17 protein-coding genes are annotated in these 16,395 nt (G+C 72.1%); 7 read left to right on the forward strand and 10 right to left on the reverse strand.

Features of this window, described 5'->3' with window-relative positions:
• Nucleotides 1–1,894 (reverse strand): ATP-binding protein (locus AMK19_RS34405; RefSeq protein ID WP_158071927.1); only part of this gene is annotated, 1,894 nt, incomplete at its 3' end.
• Nucleotides 1,895–2,168: 274 nt separating this feature from the next.
• Here AMK19_RS34405 and AMK19_RS18755 point away from each other — a divergent pair.
• Together AMK19_RS18755 and AMK19_RS18760 are read left to right on the forward strand one after the other, a co-directional pair.
• Nucleotides 2,169–3,212 (forward strand): terpene synthase family protein, encoded by a 1,044-nt coding sequence (locus AMK19_RS18755; protein WP_143200287.1) that lies wholly within the window; start codon nucleotides 2,169–2,171, stop codon nucleotides 3,210–3,212.
• Between the two features lie 271 nt (nucleotides 3,213–3,483).
• A complete protein-coding gene (locus tag AMK19_RS18760; RefSeq protein ID WP_073813138.1) occupies nucleotides 3,484–3,810 on the forward strand; it encodes a hypothetical protein in 327 nt (108 codons plus the stop codon).
• A 1-nt stretch (nucleotide 3,811) separates the two neighbouring features.
• Here AMK19_RS18760 and AMK19_RS18765 read toward each other — a convergent pair whose 3' ends face one another.
• Nucleotides 3,812–5,062, reverse strand: coding sequence for a serine hydrolase domain-containing protein (locus AMK19_RS18765; RefSeq protein ID WP_073813139.1), 1,251 nt, complete (start codon nucleotides 5,060–5,062; stop codon nucleotides 3,812–3,814).
• A gap of 71 nt (nucleotides 5,063–5,133) precedes the next feature.
• Nucleotides 5,134–5,469 (reverse strand): hypothetical protein, encoded by a 336-nt coding sequence (locus AMK19_RS18770; protein ID WP_073813141.1) that lies wholly within the window; start codon nucleotides 5,467–5,469, stop codon nucleotides 5,134–5,136.
• Between the two features lie 109 nt (nucleotides 5,470–5,578).
• Here AMK19_RS18770 and AMK19_RS18775 point away from each other — a divergent pair, with 109 nt between their 5' ends.
• The 4 genes from AMK19_RS18775 to AMK19_RS18790 all read left to right on the forward strand — a co-directional run bounded on the left by AMK19_RS18775 (nucleotide 5,579) and on the right by AMK19_RS18790 (nucleotide 10,280).
• Nucleotides 5,579–6,109 (forward strand): NUDIX hydrolase, encoded by a 531-nt coding sequence (locus AMK19_RS18775; RefSeq protein WP_073813142.1) that lies wholly within the window; start codon nucleotides 5,579–5,581, stop codon nucleotides 6,107–6,109.
• A gap of 51 nt (nucleotides 6,110–6,160) precedes the next feature.
• Nucleotides 6,161–6,943, forward strand: a complete 783-nt coding sequence (locus AMK19_RS18780; protein WP_083647044.1) for a TetR/AcrR family transcriptional regulator — start codon at nucleotides 6,161–6,163, stop codon at nucleotides 6,941–6,943.
• Between the two features lie 249 nt (nucleotides 6,944–7,192).
• Nucleotides 7,193–9,709 (forward strand): hypothetical protein, encoded by a 2,517-nt coding sequence (locus AMK19_RS18785; protein ID WP_073813145.1) that lies wholly within the window; start codon nucleotides 7,193–7,195, stop codon nucleotides 9,707–9,709.
• A gap of 160 nt (nucleotides 9,710–9,869) precedes the next feature.
• Nucleotides 9,870–10,280 (forward strand): DUF4259 domain-containing protein, encoded by a 411-nt coding sequence (locus AMK19_RS18790; RefSeq protein ID WP_073813147.1) that lies wholly within the window; start codon nucleotides 9,870–9,872, stop codon nucleotides 10,278–10,280.
• A gap of 75 nt (nucleotides 10,281–10,355) precedes the next feature.
• Here AMK19_RS18790 and AMK19_RS18795 read toward each other — a convergent pair whose 3' ends face one another.
• From AMK19_RS18795 to AMK19_RS18825, 7 genes are all read right to left on the reverse strand, one after another.
• Nucleotides 10,356–10,679 carry a hypothetical protein gene (locus AMK19_RS18795; protein WP_143200288.1) on the reverse strand — a complete coding sequence of 108 codons (324 nt, stop codon included), beginning with the start codon at nucleotides 10,677–10,679 and terminating at the stop codon, nucleotides 10,356–10,358.
• A gap of 86 nt (nucleotides 10,680–10,765) precedes the next feature.
• Entirely contained in the window at nucleotides 10,766–11,458 is a 693-nt protein-coding gene (locus AMK19_RS18800; protein WP_073813150.1) for a spermidine synthase, read from the reverse strand.
• 162 nt (nucleotides 11,459–11,620) lie between these two features.
• A complete protein-coding gene (locus tag AMK19_RS18805) occupies nucleotides 11,621–12,475 on the reverse strand; it encodes an amino acid ABC transporter permease (RefSeq protein WP_073813151.1) in 855 nt (284 codons plus the stop codon).
• On the reverse strand, nucleotides 12,472–13,116 hold the full coding sequence (locus tag AMK19_RS18810) for an amino acid ABC transporter permease (protein ID WP_073813153.1): 645 nt from the start codon (nucleotides 13,114–13,116) through the stop codon (nucleotides 12,472–12,474). The genes AMK19_RS18805 and AMK19_RS18810 overlap by 4 nt, the downstream gene beginning before the upstream one ends.
• A 12-nt stretch (nucleotides 13,117–13,128) precedes the next feature.
• The gene (locus AMK19_RS18815; protein WP_443135022.1) at nucleotides 13,129–14,040 is read right to left on the reverse strand and encodes a glutamate ABC transporter substrate-binding protein; all 912 of its coding nucleotides are present in this window, start codon (nucleotides 14,038–14,040) and stop codon (nucleotides 13,129–13,131) included.
• A gap of 9 nt (nucleotides 14,041–14,049) precedes the next feature.
• Complete coding sequence (locus tag AMK19_RS18820; protein ID WP_073813775.1) at nucleotides 14,050–14,778, reverse strand: amino acid ABC transporter ATP-binding protein; 729 nt, start codon at nucleotides 14,776–14,778, stop codon at nucleotides 14,050–14,052.
• A gap of 41 nt (nucleotides 14,779–14,819) precedes the next feature.
• Entirely contained in the window at nucleotides 14,820–15,068 is a 249-nt protein-coding gene (locus AMK19_RS18825; RefSeq protein ID WP_083647045.1) for a LapA family protein, read from the reverse strand.
• 252 nt (nucleotides 15,069–15,320) lie between these two features.
• Between AMK19_RS18825 and AMK19_RS18830 the strand changes: the two genes are divergently transcribed.
• On the forward strand, nucleotides 15,321–16,196 hold the full coding sequence (locus AMK19_RS18830) for an aldo/keto reductase (RefSeq protein WP_073813154.1): 876 nt from the start codon (nucleotides 15,321–15,323) through the stop codon (nucleotides 16,194–16,196).
• The last annotated feature ends 199 nt before the right edge of the window (nucleotides 16,197–16,395 follow it).

Here is a 16,395-nt window from a genome sequence, read left to right on the forward strand (position 1 = left end):
TGTAGGCGAAGCACAGCCCGAGCAGCGCGGGCAGTTCGAAGTTCCAGGTGGTGTTGGTCCAGCCGAGACTGCGTGGCAGCCGGCCGTTGACCAGGGCGTCCTCGGCGGCCCGCAGCGCCTCGGCGGTGGGGGTGCCCTTGAGGGTGAGGTCCCAGGCGTGCAGGGCGCGCACCGGCCGGGAGGCCTCGCTCTCCTCGTCGATCCGGGCGGCGAGTTCGGTGACCTTGCGGGCCCGGTCGGGGCCGTTGTCCTCGTCGCGCTGGAGGGCGGTGTACAGCAGGTGGGCGGTCAGCAGCCGGTCCTTGCCGAGGCCTTCGGGGGTGGTCTCGGCCTCGCTCAGGCAGAGCCGGGCGGCGCCGGTGAGGTCGCCGCCGTGGGCGATCACCTCGGACAGCCGGAACACCGCCTCGACCCGCAGGTCGGGGCTGAGCCCGTCCTCGATGTCGAGTGCGCGGCGCAGCTGGTTGGCGGTCGCGTCGGGGTCGGTGAGCAGGGCGGCGCTGCCGAGTTCGTACAGCACCTCGGCGCGGTCGTCCTCGTCCGGCGGCTCGGCGAGAGCGCGTTCGAGGCAGCGGCGGGCGGCTTCGGGAGCGCCGATGGCGAGGTTCTCGGCGGCGGCCCGGCGCAGCTTGCGGACCATCAGGTCGTCGCCCTCGCCGGGGTGGGTCTCCAGCAGGTGGCGGGAGGCGGAGAGCAGCGATCCGCCCCGGTCCTCGATCGCGGTGGCGGCGACGCCGTGCATGCCGGTGCGGGTGGCTTCCGGGATCGACTGGTAGATCGAGGTGGCGATCAGCGGGTGCACGAATTCGAGCCTGCCGTTGGGCTGGCTGGTGAGCACCCGCAGTCGGCGCAGTTCGCGGACCGACTGGGCGGCCTGTGCCGGGCCCTGGGCGCAGATCGCGGCGGCCAGTTCCTCGTTGATCTCGGTGCCGAGCAGTGCGGCGGCCCAGGCGAACTGGATGATGGTCGGGCCGAGCTTGTCGAGCCAGTAGTCGCGGCCCTGACCGCGGGCGGCCGCGGCGAGGTCGCGCAGCCGGGGCGAGTTCTCCTCGACGGGTTCGAGGTTCTGGTCGCGCACCTCGCGCAGCAGGGCGACGGTGTCGAACGGGGCGCCGGCGGTGACGGCCCACACCTGGCGGCAGAACGCGTCGTCGGCCTCGGCGAACTCGCTGTGCACGATCTCGGCGATCGACAGCGGGTTGAGCGGCATCAGTTCGTGCCGGCGCTCGGCGCGGTCGAGGATCTGCAGGAGCAGCGGGCGGGCCACGTCGTCGAACTCGTGGCGGTAGGCGAAGACCAGCAGCACCGGCAGTTCGCGGGCGCGCAGCACGAACGAGGCCAGCCAGGTCAGCGACTCCTGGTCGACCGCGTGCAGGTCGTCGATCACCACGACCAACGGGGCCCGCCGGGGCGCGAGTTGGGTGATGACGAAGTCCAGGCCGTCGTGCACGCCCTGCGGGTCGATCCGCTCGACCTCGTCGGACGGCGGCTCCAGGCCGATGGCCGGCGCGACGATGTTGTACCAGTTGCCGAAGACGTCGGTGCGCTCGTCCGGGTCGAGGTCGCCGAGGACGGGCAGCAGCAGTTGCCGCAGGACGCGGAACGGTTCGTGCTTCTGCCGTTCGCTGCCGCGGGCGAACAGTACGGTGGGGTCCTTGCGGGCGCCGGCGATCCGGCGGACCTGTTCGAGCATGGTGGTCTTGCCCATGCCGGGAGGTCCGGAGAACAGCAGCAGTTCACCGATCTTTGTGCCGCCGGCTGCAAACTCTCGACACAACTTGTCCACAGCTTGTTCGGCGGACTGGAGTTCACTGTCGCGTTCCCAAAGCCGCTGGGCGGCCTTTCCCTCGCCGACCACCGCCGATTCCTGCGGCCCGCTCTGCTCTTCGGCCACGTCCGTCCTTCCGACTCGCCTTACCGCCACTCCGTTTCCGACCATAGCGTCGCCACGGGCCGCGCGGGCGGCGTTCCCGCAGGCCGGGGCCCGAACGGAGTGTCAGTTCACCTGGTCAGGGGCAAATCCCTTACAGACCGCGGCAACTGAGGATCAGCTAGGCTAACTCTTTCCGGTTTTCCAGGTGTATTCGATCTTTGCGGGGGAAGACCGACGCCGGGCGCAAGCCCGAACCGTTTTGCGTTTCCGCACACCAGCCCGCCCTGGAGATACGTTGGCTGCTATACCTCCGCTCTTCTGCCCCATCCCCTCGTCCCTGCATCCCGCGCACGAGGCGGTCGGCAAGAGCACCGAACTCTGGCTCGACACGATGGGATTCGCCCGGGACGCGGAACGCCGCCGCCGCCTCCTGGCCATCGGCGCACACGAGTTCGTCTGCCGGATCGCCAGCGACGCCGAGGGCATCACGGGGCTGGAACTGGTTTCGCAGTGGCTGTGCAGCATGCTCACGCTCGACGACGAGTGGGACACCGGCCGGTTGAGCCGGGACCCCTCCCGTGTACTCACGATAGCAGCCACACTACTGGCCGTTATCAATTCCACGCCTTCCCACCCGGAGGAGTCCGATCTCTACGTCTCCGCCGTGCGCGACGTGTTCCGCCGGGCCCGGGACTGGGCCCCCGCGGTGGCCGTGAAGCGTTGGGCGGACAGCCAGTTGGAGTCCTTCATGGGCGCCGCCGCCGTCACCGCGTACCGCGCCCAGGGCCGACCGATGACGCTCTCCGAGTACCTGACGATAGGGCCGCTGGACCGCGGCAGCCGCTCCTGCATCGAGATCATCGAGGTCTGCGAGCGCACCGCCGTCCCGCAGTCGCAGCTGGACTCGCCCCGGGTGCACGCGCTCACCGAGGCCGCCAAGTTCCTGGTGCTGGTCTCCGCCGACGTCTACTCCTACAAACGCGAGGACAGCCAGGGCGCGTTGGAGAGCAATATCGTCGACGCGCTGCAGCGACATCTGGGCTGCCCCAGGGAGCAGGCTCTCCTGGAGGCCGCCGCGCTGCACGACCGCACCATGGTGCTGTTCCTGCGCCTCTCGGACCGCGCCGGCCGCCGCGCCGGTCCCGAACTGAGACGCTACATCCAGCAGTTGGCCAACCTGGTGAGCGGGAACCTGGAGTGGGGATTCACCTCCGCCCGATACACCGCCCGGCCGCCCGGCGTCATCCCGATCGCCGAACGCGCCGACCGCCCCGCCGACGGCCGGCTCACGCCGCCGCCCTACCCGGAGATCGCCTGGTGGTGGGAGCAGCTCTGGTGACGGCTCCCTGACTGTCCGACGGCGCCCCACGGCTTCCCCGGCCGCAGCACGGAGGCGCCCATCCGGACATCACACCACACCACTCCCCCGGCCCCGGCCCGCGCCACGCGCCCGGGGCCTAAGCGTGCCCGCACCGGTGGCGCACCGGCTCCGACCGGCCCAGAAGGGCTGGCGAACGGCGGTCCGACGTGGTCACGTCGGGTCAGTGTCCGACCCGACGGGTCCGACCCCCCGTGACACCCCCCGCCCGACCGCCAAGGAGTGAACTCTCATGACCATCGCCGTCGACAAGCTCTCCGACCCCGCCGTACGCCGCCTGCTCGGCGCCGTCAACTCGGGCGACCGGAACGCCTTCTTCGCCGCCCTCACCGACGACGCCACGATGTCCGACGACGGCTCCGATCGCGACCTGGCGGACTGGGTCGACCGCGAGATCTTCTCCTCGCACGGCCACATCGAGGTGCAGACCGAGAAGTCCGGCGGCCGCGCCCTGGTCGCCGACTTCCGCAACGACGCCTGGGGCGAGATGCGCACCGCATGGAGGTTCACCGTCTCCCCGGACGGCCGGGTCAGCCGCTTCGACACCGGCCAGGCCTGACCTACGCCCCCCACCGGGCCGGCGACCGCTGGACCCGGCCCGCCAGGCACTCCCGAACGGCCGTTATCAGCGCCCGCGAACGGATGTCCCCGGTGACGCCCGGCTGCATGCCGTTGGTGACGTAGCCGAAGCCGATGCCCAGCTCGGGGTCGGCGAAGCCCAGCGAACCGCCGCGGCCCGGGTGGCCGAAGCTCGCCGGGGAAGCCATCGGCGCGGTGCCGCTGTGCCGGAAGAAGCCCTGGCCGAACGTGGTGTTGACGATCAGCACCCGGTCCGGCCCCTGCACCGAGGGCCCCGCCGCCTCGGGCAGGGTGGCCCGCCCGAACAGCGCCGACGACCGCTCCCCGGCCCCGTCCGCCCCGTCGACGGCGCCGATCAGCGCCGCGTAGAACCGGGCCAGCGACCTGGCGGTGCCGATGCCGCCCGCCCCCGGCACCTCGACGGCCTGCACCGCCGGGTCGTTCAGGTCCACGCTGCTGCGCACCGAGGCGAACGAACGGGCCGTCAGCGAGCGCGGGTCCCGGTAGGCGTCCACCACGGACTGCTTGGGGCGCATCCGCATCCCGCCCGGCCCGGCCTTGGCCGCCTCCGGCGCGGGCAGGTCGACCAGCCGGCCGACCCGGCCCGACTCGGCGGCGGGCAGGCCGATCCACAGGTCCAGCCCCAGCGGGCCGGCGATCTCCTCCGCGAAGTACCGCCCGACGCTGCGACCGCCCGACGCCCGACGCACCACCTCGCCGACCAGCCAGCCGAACGTCAGCGGGTGGTAGCCGTGCGCCGTGCCCGGCTCCCAGGCCGGAGCCTGCGCGGCGACGGCCGCCGCGGCCGGATCCCACGCCAGCACGTCCTCGATCCGCAGCGGCACGTCCAGCGCGGGCAGGCCCGCCTGGTGCGACAGCAGCCACCGCACCGGGATCCGCTCCTTGCCGGCCTGCTTGAACTCCGGCCAGTACGCGGACACCGGGGCGTCCAGGTCGAGCAGCCCGCGCTGCGCCAGCAGCAGCGCGGCGGAAGCCGTCAGCCCCTTGGTGACCGACCGCAGCACCTGCGCGGTGCCCGCCTCCCACTCCACGGCCGGAGCCGGCCTGGCCCCCACCTCCGGCCGGGCGTCACCGCCCCACAGATCGACCGCCTTCCGGCCGTCCACGTACAGCGCGAACGCCGCACCCAACTCCCCGTACTTCCGGAAGTTGCCCTCGAAGGCCGCCCTGACCGGCTCGAAACCGTCCGCCGTGAAACCCTGGATCTCCACCCGCCCACCTTAGACAGCACCCCTCGCCACCTGCGGCGGGGCCTCGTCCCGATGGGTACACCGCTACTCCATCACTCCACCGTCCAACCGATGTGGCCGATGCCGGAGGAGTAGAAGGCGCAGTGGCCCGCCGACTCCTGCGTCTGCCCGGGCTGGGCCGTCACCGAGGTGCCCGTGACGTCCGGCGCGAGGCCGCACACGATGTCGGCATGGAAGGTGATCGGGGCTCCGGTGTTGTTGGTGCAGTCCACCCCTCCGGTCAGCGGGTCGTTGTTGTGCACCCACGTGAGGCAGTCGAGCCCCGAGCGGACGGCGGCGGGCGCGGGCACCGCCGTCGCGGGCAGCACGGTGCCGAGCCCGAACAGGGCGGCGGCGACGGACAGAAGCGTGACGCTATTCCTCAACATCCCTCCAGCAGTTGCTATCTGACGACCCGATAGCTGACCTTCCCCACCCCGCCGCTCCGCATACCAACTCTTTCGGGTGATACCGCCCGCCCCGGGCCAGAATGGCGACATGGCCACTCCTTCTCCCGCTTCCCCCTCCGACGAACTCGTCGACGTGGTCGACGAACACGACCACGTGCTGCGCACCGCACCCCGCTCCGAGGTCTACCGCGACAACCTGCTGCACCGCTGCGTCTTCGTCCTGGTCCGCGACCCGCAGGGCCGGATCTTCACCCACCGCCGCACCGACACCAAGGCGTTCGCCCCCGGCGCCCACGACTGCTTCGTCGGCGGCGTGGTCGGCGCCGGCGAGAGCTACGCGGACGCCGCCGTCCGCGAGGCCGAGGAGGAACTCGGCGTCACCGGCATCCGCACCCGCCCGCTGTTCCGCTTCCGCTACACCGACGGCGAACGCTTCAGCTGGTGGTCGGACGTCCACGAGGCCGAGTGGGACGGCCCGGTCTCCCCGCAGACCGAGGAGGTCGCCTGGTACACCTGGCTCACCGAGGACGAACTCGCCGACCGCCTCGCCACCTGGGAGTTCGTCCCCGACGGCCGGGAGGCCTGGCGCCGCTACCTGGAACAGCGCGCCACCGGCTGACCACCCCGTCCGTGCTGTCCCGCGCCACCTCGACGAACTAGGGTGTGCCGCATGGCTTCCCGTACGCCGTCCGTGGCGCCCCGCGCGGAGGAACAGCAGCCCGCCCGCACCCCCCGGCGGCGGCTCACCGTCGACGAACGCCGCGAACAACTCATCGCGGTCGCCCTGGAACTGTTCTCGGACCGGGCCCCCGAGGATGTCTCCATCGACGACATCGCGGCCGCCGCCGGCGCCTCCCGCCCGCTGGTCTACCACTACTTCCCGGGCAAGCAGGCCCTCTACGAAGAGGCCCTGCGCCGGGCCGGCCGGGAGCTCGCCGGACGCTTCGAGGAAACCGCCGAAGGTCCCGTCTCCGAGCGCCTCTACCGCGTCATGGGCCGCTACCTGGACTTCGTCCAGTCCCACGAAGCCGGCTTCACCGCCCTGCTGCGCGGCGGCTCGGTCGCCGCCAGCCCCGACGCCGACGCCGTCATCGACCAGGTCCGGCGCGCCGCCCAGGAGCAGATCCTCCGCCACCTCGGCCTCGCGAACCCCAGCCCCACCCTGCGCCGCACCGTCCGCGCGTGGATCGCCAACGCCGAGATCAGCTCCCTCGACTGGCTCGCCGACAAGCCCGTCCCCGTCGAGACCCTGCAACTCCACCTGGTCCAGGACCTCGTCGCCTCCCTCGCCGTCGCCGCCACCCGCGACCCCGAACTCGCCGGCCTCGTCACCGAGTTCTTCACCAACGAAACCCCCGACGGCCCCACCGCCCGCCTCATCCGCGACCTCACCACCACCCTCGCCACCCTCACCCCCACCCTCCTCCACCTCGCCACCCCACCCACCCCCTGACCCCCAACCCACACCCCCCACCCCCGGACGACCCCTCAGCCTGCGTCGTCCACACCGCTCCCCACACGCCACTCCTCGCCGAAGGCGCCCCCTCCCCCACCGCGCCCTCCACCCCGCACCGCAGGCATTCCCCACCCACCCCACCAGCCCCACCAACCCCCACCCCCGAACGACCCCTCAGCCTGCGTCGTCCACGTCTGATAAAAAGTGCCTGAACTGTCCACACCCGAGAACGAGGGGGCTCGGCGAATGACGCAGGCAGGCTTCGCCGCCGCAGACCGGATCACGGCCACACTGGACGCGGCGTGCGCCGCACTCCTCGGCAGCCGCGCCACCTACTACCCCGTCGACGCGTTCACCGCGTTCCGCCGGCCCCAACACCCCGCCGCCAAGGCCCTTTTCGGCCTGCGGATCAGCCAGATCGGCCCCGGCCTGCTCTCCGTCCCGAAGCTCGGCACGGTGATAGAGGTCTCCGGCAACCGCCGCCCGAACGCGAGCGCCGGCCGCGAGGCCGTCCCCGTTCTGACGCAGCGTTTCGCCGCCTCCGCCCTCGACCTGACCGACGGCCCGTCAGCCGCCGCCCTGCGCGTGCACGCCGAGCCGACCGCCGTCGACAGTGAGCCGCTGGCCGGCTTCACCCAGTCCCTCGCGGCGCTGGCCGAGCCCCGCGTCACCGTCGCCCCCGACGAACTGTCGACCGGCTCCGGCGTCGAGGCCCGCATGGTGGTCCCGCCGGCCTTCCACACCCTGACGGTGCGCGGGTCGGGCAACGCTCTGTCCGCTCATCTCGCCGAGACCGCCGAGGAGTTGTTCTCCGGCGCGTCCCCGGCCGAGCGCAACGACTTCGCGGTCGTGGCGGCCCTGCTGGCGGAGCAGTTCTCCGCCGCGAACGTCGCCTACGCGGGCGTCGCGACGCTGCTGGTGAACGGCCGCCGTTCGCGGGTCACGCTGGTGGTGTCGACGGTCCCGTGCGCGCAGCCGATCCAGGAGCTGGCGGTGGAACTGTCCACCGAGCGCCCGCACGCCGAGGTGTGGACGGTGCTGCTGCCGGCCGGCCCGGCGGCGGTGCTGGTGGAGAACCGGTCGATGCCCGCCCTGAAGGAGCTGCGCGACGAGCGCCCGGGCGGTGTGGTGCACAGCTCGGTGGTCGAGGCGTTCGTGCCGATGCCGGACGGGGCGACGGTCCTGTCGGTGCAACTGACCACCTCCGACGCCGAGGACTGGGACGTCTACACCTCGGTCTTCGCCGACCTGCTCTGCTCGGTCCAACTCGCCTGGGACGGTGTGGCCGTGGCCCCCGCCCCGGTCCCGGTCGGCCGGGCCGTGCCCGCGCACGCCCAGACCGATCCGGCACAGCCCACCGCACCGACTGCCGCCCCGGCCGCCCCGCCGGTGTCGGTCGCGGCGCCCGGGCAGCCGGACGCCCCGTCGGGTACGTCGGTGCGGGTGCCGCCGAGCGACTTCAACCCGTTCGCGGCACCCGCCCCGACCGACCCTCCGGCCCACCAGCCGTCCCCGGTGCTGGCCTCCGCCGACCCGTTCGGCGCCCCGGCCCCCGTCGCCCGGCAGGAGCCGGACACGGGCACCTCGGTCCGGGTCCCCGCGAGCGACTTCAACCCCTTCGCGCCCCCGGCTGCCCCCACCGCGCCCGCGCCCGCCGCAACTCCGGCCCCCGAAGCGGCCGACCCGACCAAGGGACGCCTCGTCAAGGTCCCCCCGGCCGACTTCAACCCCTTCGCGGCACCCGCCCCCACCCCGACCCCCGTAGCGGCCGCCCCCGCGGCCCCGGCCGCCGACCCCTTCGGCGCTCCCGACCCCTTCGCGGCCCCGGACCCGTTCGCCGCCACCCCGACCCCGGCCGCAGCGCCCGCACCCGCACCCGCACCCGAGCCGACCCCCGAAGCGGCCGACCCGACCAAGGGACGCCTCGTCAAGGTCCCCCCGGCCGACTTCAACCCCTTCGCGGCACCCGCCCCGGCCCCGGCCGCAGCAGCCGCCCCGGCACCCGCGACCCCGGCCGCCGCCGACCCCTTCGGCACCCCGGACCCCTTCGGCGCACCCGCCGCCGCCCCGGCCCCCGCCGCGGCACCGGCACCCGCGCCTCAGCCCGAGGCCGCCGACCCGACCAAGGGACGCCTCGTGAAGGTGCCCCCGGCCGACTTCAACCCGTTCGCGCCCCCGGCCCCGGCCCCGGCCGCAGCGCAGGCCACCGAGCCGGAGCCCGCCCCCGAAGCCGCTGACCCCACCAAGGGACGCCTCGTCAAGGTCCCCCCGGCCGACTTCAACCCCTTCGCGGCACCCGCACCCGCCCCGGCCGCAGCAGCCGCCCCGGCACCCGCGACCCCGGCCGCCGCACCCGCGCCCACCCGCACGGCCTCCGCCGACCCGTTCGGCACGGTCCTGTCCGCCGAACCGTCCGACCCCTTCGGCACGGTCACCGGCACGCCCAGCAACATTCCGCCCCGCCCCACGGCCCCGCCGGCCGTCCCCGCCCCGGCCACCCCACCGGAGCCGGCCGACCCGACCAAGGGACGTCTGGTCAAGGTGCCCCCGGCGGACTTCAACCCGTTCGCGCCCCCGGCCCCGGCCGCAGCGCGGGCCACCGAGCCCGAGCCGGCCCCCGAAGCGGCCGACCCCACTAAGGGACGCCTCGTCAAGGTCCCCCCGGCCGACTTCAACCCCTTCGCGGCACCCGCCCCGGCCCCGGCCGCAGCAGCCGCCCCACAGTCCCCGCCGCCCTCATCGGCCAACAACCCCTTCGGCTAACCCTGCCCCTCACCCACCAAACGGCGAGCCCCACCCCGGGGCTCGCCGTTCCCCATTCCACCTGACGCCCACCACCCGACGTCCACCACCCGACACTCACCACCGCCTGTCAGCCCCCACTGCGACGATCGACCTCCACCCACCCGGAGGAGAGATCACCATGGGCACCTGGGACATCGGTCCGTTCGACAACGACACCGCCGCCGACTTCGCGGGCGACCTCGACGAGGCCGCCCCGGAGCAGCGCGAGGCCCTGATCCGCGCCGTACTCGGCGGCGCTGTCGGCGAGTTCGACGATCTGGACGCCGACGACGGTGCCCAGATCGTCGCCGCGGCCGCCCTGGTGGCCGCCCAGTGCCCGGGCGGCGCCCCGGTCACCACCGCCTACGGCCCCGCCCAGCCCCTCCCGCACTTCGACCCGGACCTCCGCCGACTCGCCCTGGACGCCCTGGCCGGCGTCCTCAGCGACGACTCCGAACTCGCCGAACTCTGGGACGAGTCGGACGAGGGCCCGACCTGGCGCCGCGAGGTCGAACGACTCCGCACCGTCCTGTCCAACACCGCGGCCTGACCCAAGGTCAGCACGCCCCAGCCCGCCCCCGCCTCAGCACACCCCAGCCCGCCCCCGCCTCAGCGCATCCCCGCCTCAGCGCGCCCCACGCTCGGCGTCGATCTCCTCGGCCAGCATCGCCATCCGGTACAGCGCGACGAAGTACCGCGAGGCGTAGCCGTCGACGCCGAACGTCGGCAGCAGGTCCCCGAGCAGGGCTGTTCGCCGGCTCAGGTACTCGCGGTGGCGGGCGCCGAGCGGCGGCCCGTCGAGGACGGTGGCGGCGAATCCGGTGAGGATGGTGTCCAGGGTGACCAGACAGGTGCCTTCGGGCTCCTGGTCGTACCAGCCGCTGGGAAACCGCATGGCGCTGAACTCGTCCCAGAGGCACGCCAGGAGGTCGGTCTTCTCGTCCGCCATGATGATGATCATGCCGCACGCGAGCTCCGCTGGGAACGCGTCTCCCGCACATCTTCCCCACCAAATCCGGCCACTTGCCGTCCGCGTCACCCGGCCCGGCGCGCCAGGTGCACCACATCGGGCACGCCGCGCTCGACGGCGATCTCCTCGGTGCGGACGTCCGTGAACCCGGCGTCCCGCAGCGCCTGTTCGAACGCGCTGGACGGCTGGGCGCTCCACACGGCGAGGATCCCGCCGGGCCGGAGCCGGTCGGCGGCGTTGGCCAGGCCGACGGGGCCGTACAGGGCGTCGTTCTCCTCGGTGACCGTCCAGTCGGGGCCGTTGTCGATGTCGAGGCAGAGCGCGTCGTAGCGTTCCTCCGCCGACGCCAGGTACGCCACCAGGTCGGTGTGCAGCACCTCGACCCGCGGGTCGTCCAGCGCGCCGGCCGAGAACGCGCCCAGCGGGCCCGTCCGGTGCCAGTCGATGATCGCCCCCTCCCGCTCGGCCACCGCGATCCGCCCCCACCGGCCCGAGGCTGCCGCGTGCGCCAGCGAGAACCCGACCCCGAGCCCCCCGATCAGCACACTCGGCCCGGTGGACCCGTCCAGCGAGTCCAGAGCCGCCTGGATCAGCAGCCGTTCGGAGCGCCCGTCCGCGGTGTCCATCAGGAAGCACCCGTTCGCGATGATCTCGTACTGCTCGCCGCGCCGCCGCAGCGCCACCTCGCCGTACGGACCCTCCCGCCGGTCGATCACTTCGGCCTCGGGCAGGCCTTGACGGCTGGGCAGCACGGACATTCGGCAACTCCCGGTCTACGCACGGTCACGAACCGAACGACCCTAACCGATCCCCGCACCGCACCGCCGATCTTTTCCTCACCCCTGCGCGGCGCTCCCCCACCCCAGCGAAACTCCTCCTCACCCCTGCGCGGCGCTCCCCCACCCCAGCGAAACTCCTCCTCACCCCTGCGCGTCCAGCACCGGCCCGGCGTCGGCGACCGGCGTCGCCCCCTCGCGCGGGCTGCGCCGGCCGCGCCGCTCCAGCCACTTGGCCAGCCAGGACAGCAGCAGACACATGCCGATGTAGATCGGCGCGATCACCATCACCACGGGGATGAACGGCAGGTCGTAGTCCAGGTTGGTGGCGATCAGCTTCCCGGCGTGCAGGAACTCCTCGAAGGTGATCAGGAAGCCCAGCGAGGTGTCCTTCAGCGCGACCACCAACTGGCTGACGATGGTCGGCAGCATCGCCCGGACGGCCTGCGGCACCAGCACGTACGTCATCACCTGCGTCTTGCGGAGCCCGAGCGCGAACGCGGCCTCCTTCTGCCCCTTGGGGACGGCGAGGATCCCGGCCCGGAACACTTCGGCCAGCACCGAGCCGTTGTACAGGGTGAGGCCGGCCACCAGTGCCCACAGCGGTTCGACCTTGAGCGCGACGAAGATGAAGAAGATCATCACCAGCAGCGGCATGGCCCGGAAGAACTCCACCACCAGGGTGGACACCCATCGCACCGCCCGGTGGTCGGAGAGCCGCCCGGCGGCGAACAGCGCGCCGAACGGCAGCGCGAACAGCACCGTCCAGCCGAACGCCTTCAGGGTGTTGCCGAGGCCGCGCAGCAGCAGCTCCTGAACGCCCTTGTACTGGAAGGCCATCCACTTCTGGTAGGTGAACTGGTTGGTGTGGAACAGCATCCAGATCACCCAGCCGATCACGGCGGCGATCACCACCAGCGCCAGGATGCCGTACAGCCGGTGCCGGGCCAGCGCCTTCGGCCCGGGGACGTCGTACAGCGCGGAGGACTCCACCGTCATCGGGACACCGCCACCCGTCGCTCCAGCACGTTGAACAGGGCACTGATCGCCAGCGTGATGATCAGATAGCCGACCGCGATCCAGACGAAGGTCCAGACGATGCTGTAGCCCAGCTCGTTGATGGTCCGGTAGGTGCCGAGCAGTTCGACCACACTGAACGACCCGGCGATCGCGGTGTTCTTCGCCAGCGCGATCATCACACTGCCCAGCGGGGCCACCACCGAGCGGTACGCCTGCGGCATGACGACCAGGCTCAGCGTCTGACCGAACGTCATGCCCAGGCTCCGCGCCGCCTCGCCCTGCCCGACCGGCACCGTGTTCACGCCCGAGCGCAGCGCCTCGCAGACGAACGCCGAGGTGTAGCAGCCCAGCGCCAGCACGGCGAAGGTGAAGAACGGCAGCGTGATGGAGAACCGGGGCAGCCCCAGCACCACGATGAAGAACAGCAGCGTCAGCGGGGTGTTCCGGAGCACCGTCACCCACCCGGTGCCGAACGCCCGCAGCGGTTTCACCGGCGAGACCCGGAAGCCCGCGATCACCACCCCCAGCACCAGCGCGAGCACAGCGCTGACCAGCGTCAGCCAGAGCGTGCCGAGGAAGCCGTGCCAGTAGGTGGACCAGTTGTCGGTCAGGACCTTCATCCGCGCCCCCGCTCAGTTGTACCGGTCGATGGCCGGGGGCGGCGGCGCGGGCACTCCGGAGAGGCCGAGCGTCGCGTCGTACGCCTTCTTCCAGTTGCCGTTGTCCATGTTCAGCTGCAGCGCGTCGTTGATCGTCATCCGCAGCACGGTGTCGTCCTTGGGGACGCCGATGCCGTACGGCTCGGTCGAGAACGGCTCGCCGACCATCTTCAACTCGTCGGGGACCTTCGCCACGTAGCCCTGCAGGATCGCGTTGTCCGTGGTCACCGCGTCGACCTGGTTGCTGATCAGGTTGTCCACGCACGCCGAGTAGGTGTCGTAGCCGACCAGCTGGGCCTTCGGGTAGTCGGTCTGGATCCGCTGGTAGGGGGTGGACCCGGCGGCCGAGCAGACCTTCCGCCCGGCCAGGTCCTGCGGGCCGTTGATCTTCGTCTCGTTCTTGCGGACCATCAGCGCCTGCCCGGCGATGAAGTACGGGCCGGCGAAGCCGACCAGCTTCTTCCGGTTGGCGTTGATGGTGTAGGTGCCCACGTAGTAGTCCACCTGGCCGTTCTGCAGCGCGGTCTCCCGGTTGGCGGAGGCGATGGTGCGGAACTCGATCCGGTCGGGTGCGAAGCCCAGGTAGGCGCCGACCATCTTGGCGATCTCGATGTCGAAGCCGGAGTACTCGCCGGTGGCCGGGTTCTTCTGCCCCAGGTACGGCTGGTCCTCCTTGGCGCCGACCACCAGGCGCCCGCGCGCCCGGGCCGCGTCCAGGGTCGGCGAGCCGGTGACGGTGTTGCTGCGCACCTCGTAGCTGGGCAGCGCACTGGGCTGCGGGCCCTTGGGCGGCGGGGTGCCCTCCTTGCCGCAGCCCGACAGACCGGCCAGACCGGGCAGCACCACGAGCAGGGCCACGACGCGCAGGACGTACCGCTGGTTCACCGCGCCGCCTCAGTGCTTCAGGATCTTGGAGAGGAAGTCCCGGGCACGCTCGCTCTGCGGGTTCGCGAAGAACTCCTCGGGGACGCGGTCCTCGACGATCCGCCCGTCCGCCATGAAGACCACGCGGTTGGCGGCGGAGCGCGCGAAGCCCATCTCGTGGGTGACCACCACCATGGTCATCCCCTCGGCGGCCAGCGAGCGCATCACCTCCAGCACCTCGTTGATCATCTCGGGGTCGAGCGCCGAGGTCGGCTCGTCGAACAGCAGCGCCTTCGGGTCCATCGCCAGCGCCCGCGCGATCGCCACCCGCTGCTGCTGCCCGCCGGACAGCTGCGACGGGTACTTGTCGGCGTGCGCGGCGAGCCCGACCCGTTCCAGCAGCGCCCGTCCCCTGGACTCGGCCTCCGCCCTGCCGCGCTTGCGGACCTTGATCTGGGCGAGCGTCACGTTCTGCAGCACCGTCCGGTGCGCGAACAGGTTGAAGGACTGGAACACCATCCCGACCTCGGCGCGCAGCTTCGCCAGGCCCTTGCCCTCGGCGGGCAGCGGCTGGCCCTCGATCAGGATGTCGCCGCTCTCCACCGGCTCCAGCCGGTTGATCGCCCGGCACAGCGTGGACTTCCCCGACCCGGACGGGCCGATCACCACCACGACCTCGCCCCGGCCGACCGTCAGGTCGATGTCCTGCAGCACGTGCAGCTGCCCGTAGTGCTTGTTCACCCGCCGAAGTTCGATCAGCGGTTCTCCGGTCGACCGCCCCGCGGCCTCCTGCGGGGCAGTCACCTGCTGCTCCGGCCCTTCAGCAGCCAGCCGAGTGCCGTCCCGGCGATCAGCGTCGCCAGCAGGGCGATCCAGAGCGGGCAGGTGACGGTGAAGACCCAGAACTGGATCTTCACCTTGTCCAGGTTGGCGAACAGGAACCAGATCGCGAGCACCACGATGACGCCGATCCCGATCCACCGGGTCGGAACGCCGCCGATCTCACTGCGCCGGGTACTGGACGGAGAGCCACCTGAAGTCTTGGTCACGCTGGCAGTCTGCGCCCGGCCCGCCCGCCGACCGCAGCACCACCACCGCCTCCCCTGCCCATTCACCCGTCCGGAGGACACACCCCGGGGTCGACAGCGGGAATACTCCGCCGTTCGTCCCGGTTGCGGCCCTTTTGGAAGCCTCCGCAAAAGCCAGAAGCCAGAAGCCAGAAGCCAGACGCGCCTGCCAGAAGCGCCTGCGAGGGCCTCCGCCCACCACAGACCACGCACAACCGAAGGGCACCCCTTCTCGTGACCAGCACTCCCGCAGTACCCCCGATCCCCTCGATCACGCTGAACAACGGCGTGCGGATCCCGCAGCTCGGCTTCGGCGTCTGGCAGGTGCCGGACGCGGAGGCCGTCCCGGCGGTCCGCACCGCGATCGAGTCGGGCTACCGCTCGATCGACACCGCCGCGATCTACGAGAACGAGGCGGGCACCGGCCAGGCGATCGCCGAGTCCGGCGTCGCCCGGGACGAGCTGTTCGTGACCACCAAGCTGTGGAACTCCGGCACCGTCGACTGGTCCGGCGAGCAGGGCCGCGACCGGGTGCTGCGCGACTTCGACGAGTCGCTGGCCAAGCTCGGCCTGGAGCAGCTGGACCTGTACCTGATCCACTGGCCGCGCCCGATGCACGGCACGTCCTTCCTGAACATCTGGCAGGCCTTCGAGCAGCTGCACGCCGACGGCCGGGTCCGGGCGATCGGCGTCTCCAACTTCCGCGTCGCGGACCTCCAGCTGCTGGTGAAGGAGTCCTCCGTCGTTCCGGCGCTGAACCAGATCGAGCTGCACCCGTACTTCCCGCAGGCCGAGCTGCGCGCCTTCCACGCCGAGCACGGCATCGCCACCGAGGCGTGGAGCCCGCTGGGCCAGGGCCGCGACCTGCTGGCCGAGCCCGCGCTGCTGAAGATCGCCGAGAAGCACGGCCGTTCGGCGGCCCAGGTGGTGCTGCGCTGGCACCTGCAGAGCGGCGTGATCGCCATCCCGAAGTCGGTCACCCCGGCCCGGATCCGGGAGAACCTGGACGTGACGGGCTTCGAGCTGGACTCCGAGGACCTCGCGGCGATCGCCGCCGTCGACTCCGGCAAGCGGATCGGCCCCGACCCGGCCGAGTTCGACTGGAGCTGACGACCCGCCGTTCGCCCGCGGAACTGACGATGCATCAGTTTCGACTGATGCCCGATCAGCACGGAGCGTGACGACCGGAACAACCCGGAAGGGGCCGACACCTGACGTGGTGTCGGCCCCTTCCGGAGCGTCCCGAGCGGTGCCGCATGCCCGCCGGGGCGCGTTCGCCGCCCAAAAAATTGGGCGACGCTTTGCAGAA

Source organism: Kitasatospora sp. CB01950, from assembly GCF_001905465.1.
Classification (GTDB): Bacteria; Actinomycetota; Actinomycetes; order Streptomycetales; family Streptomycetaceae; genus Kitasatospora.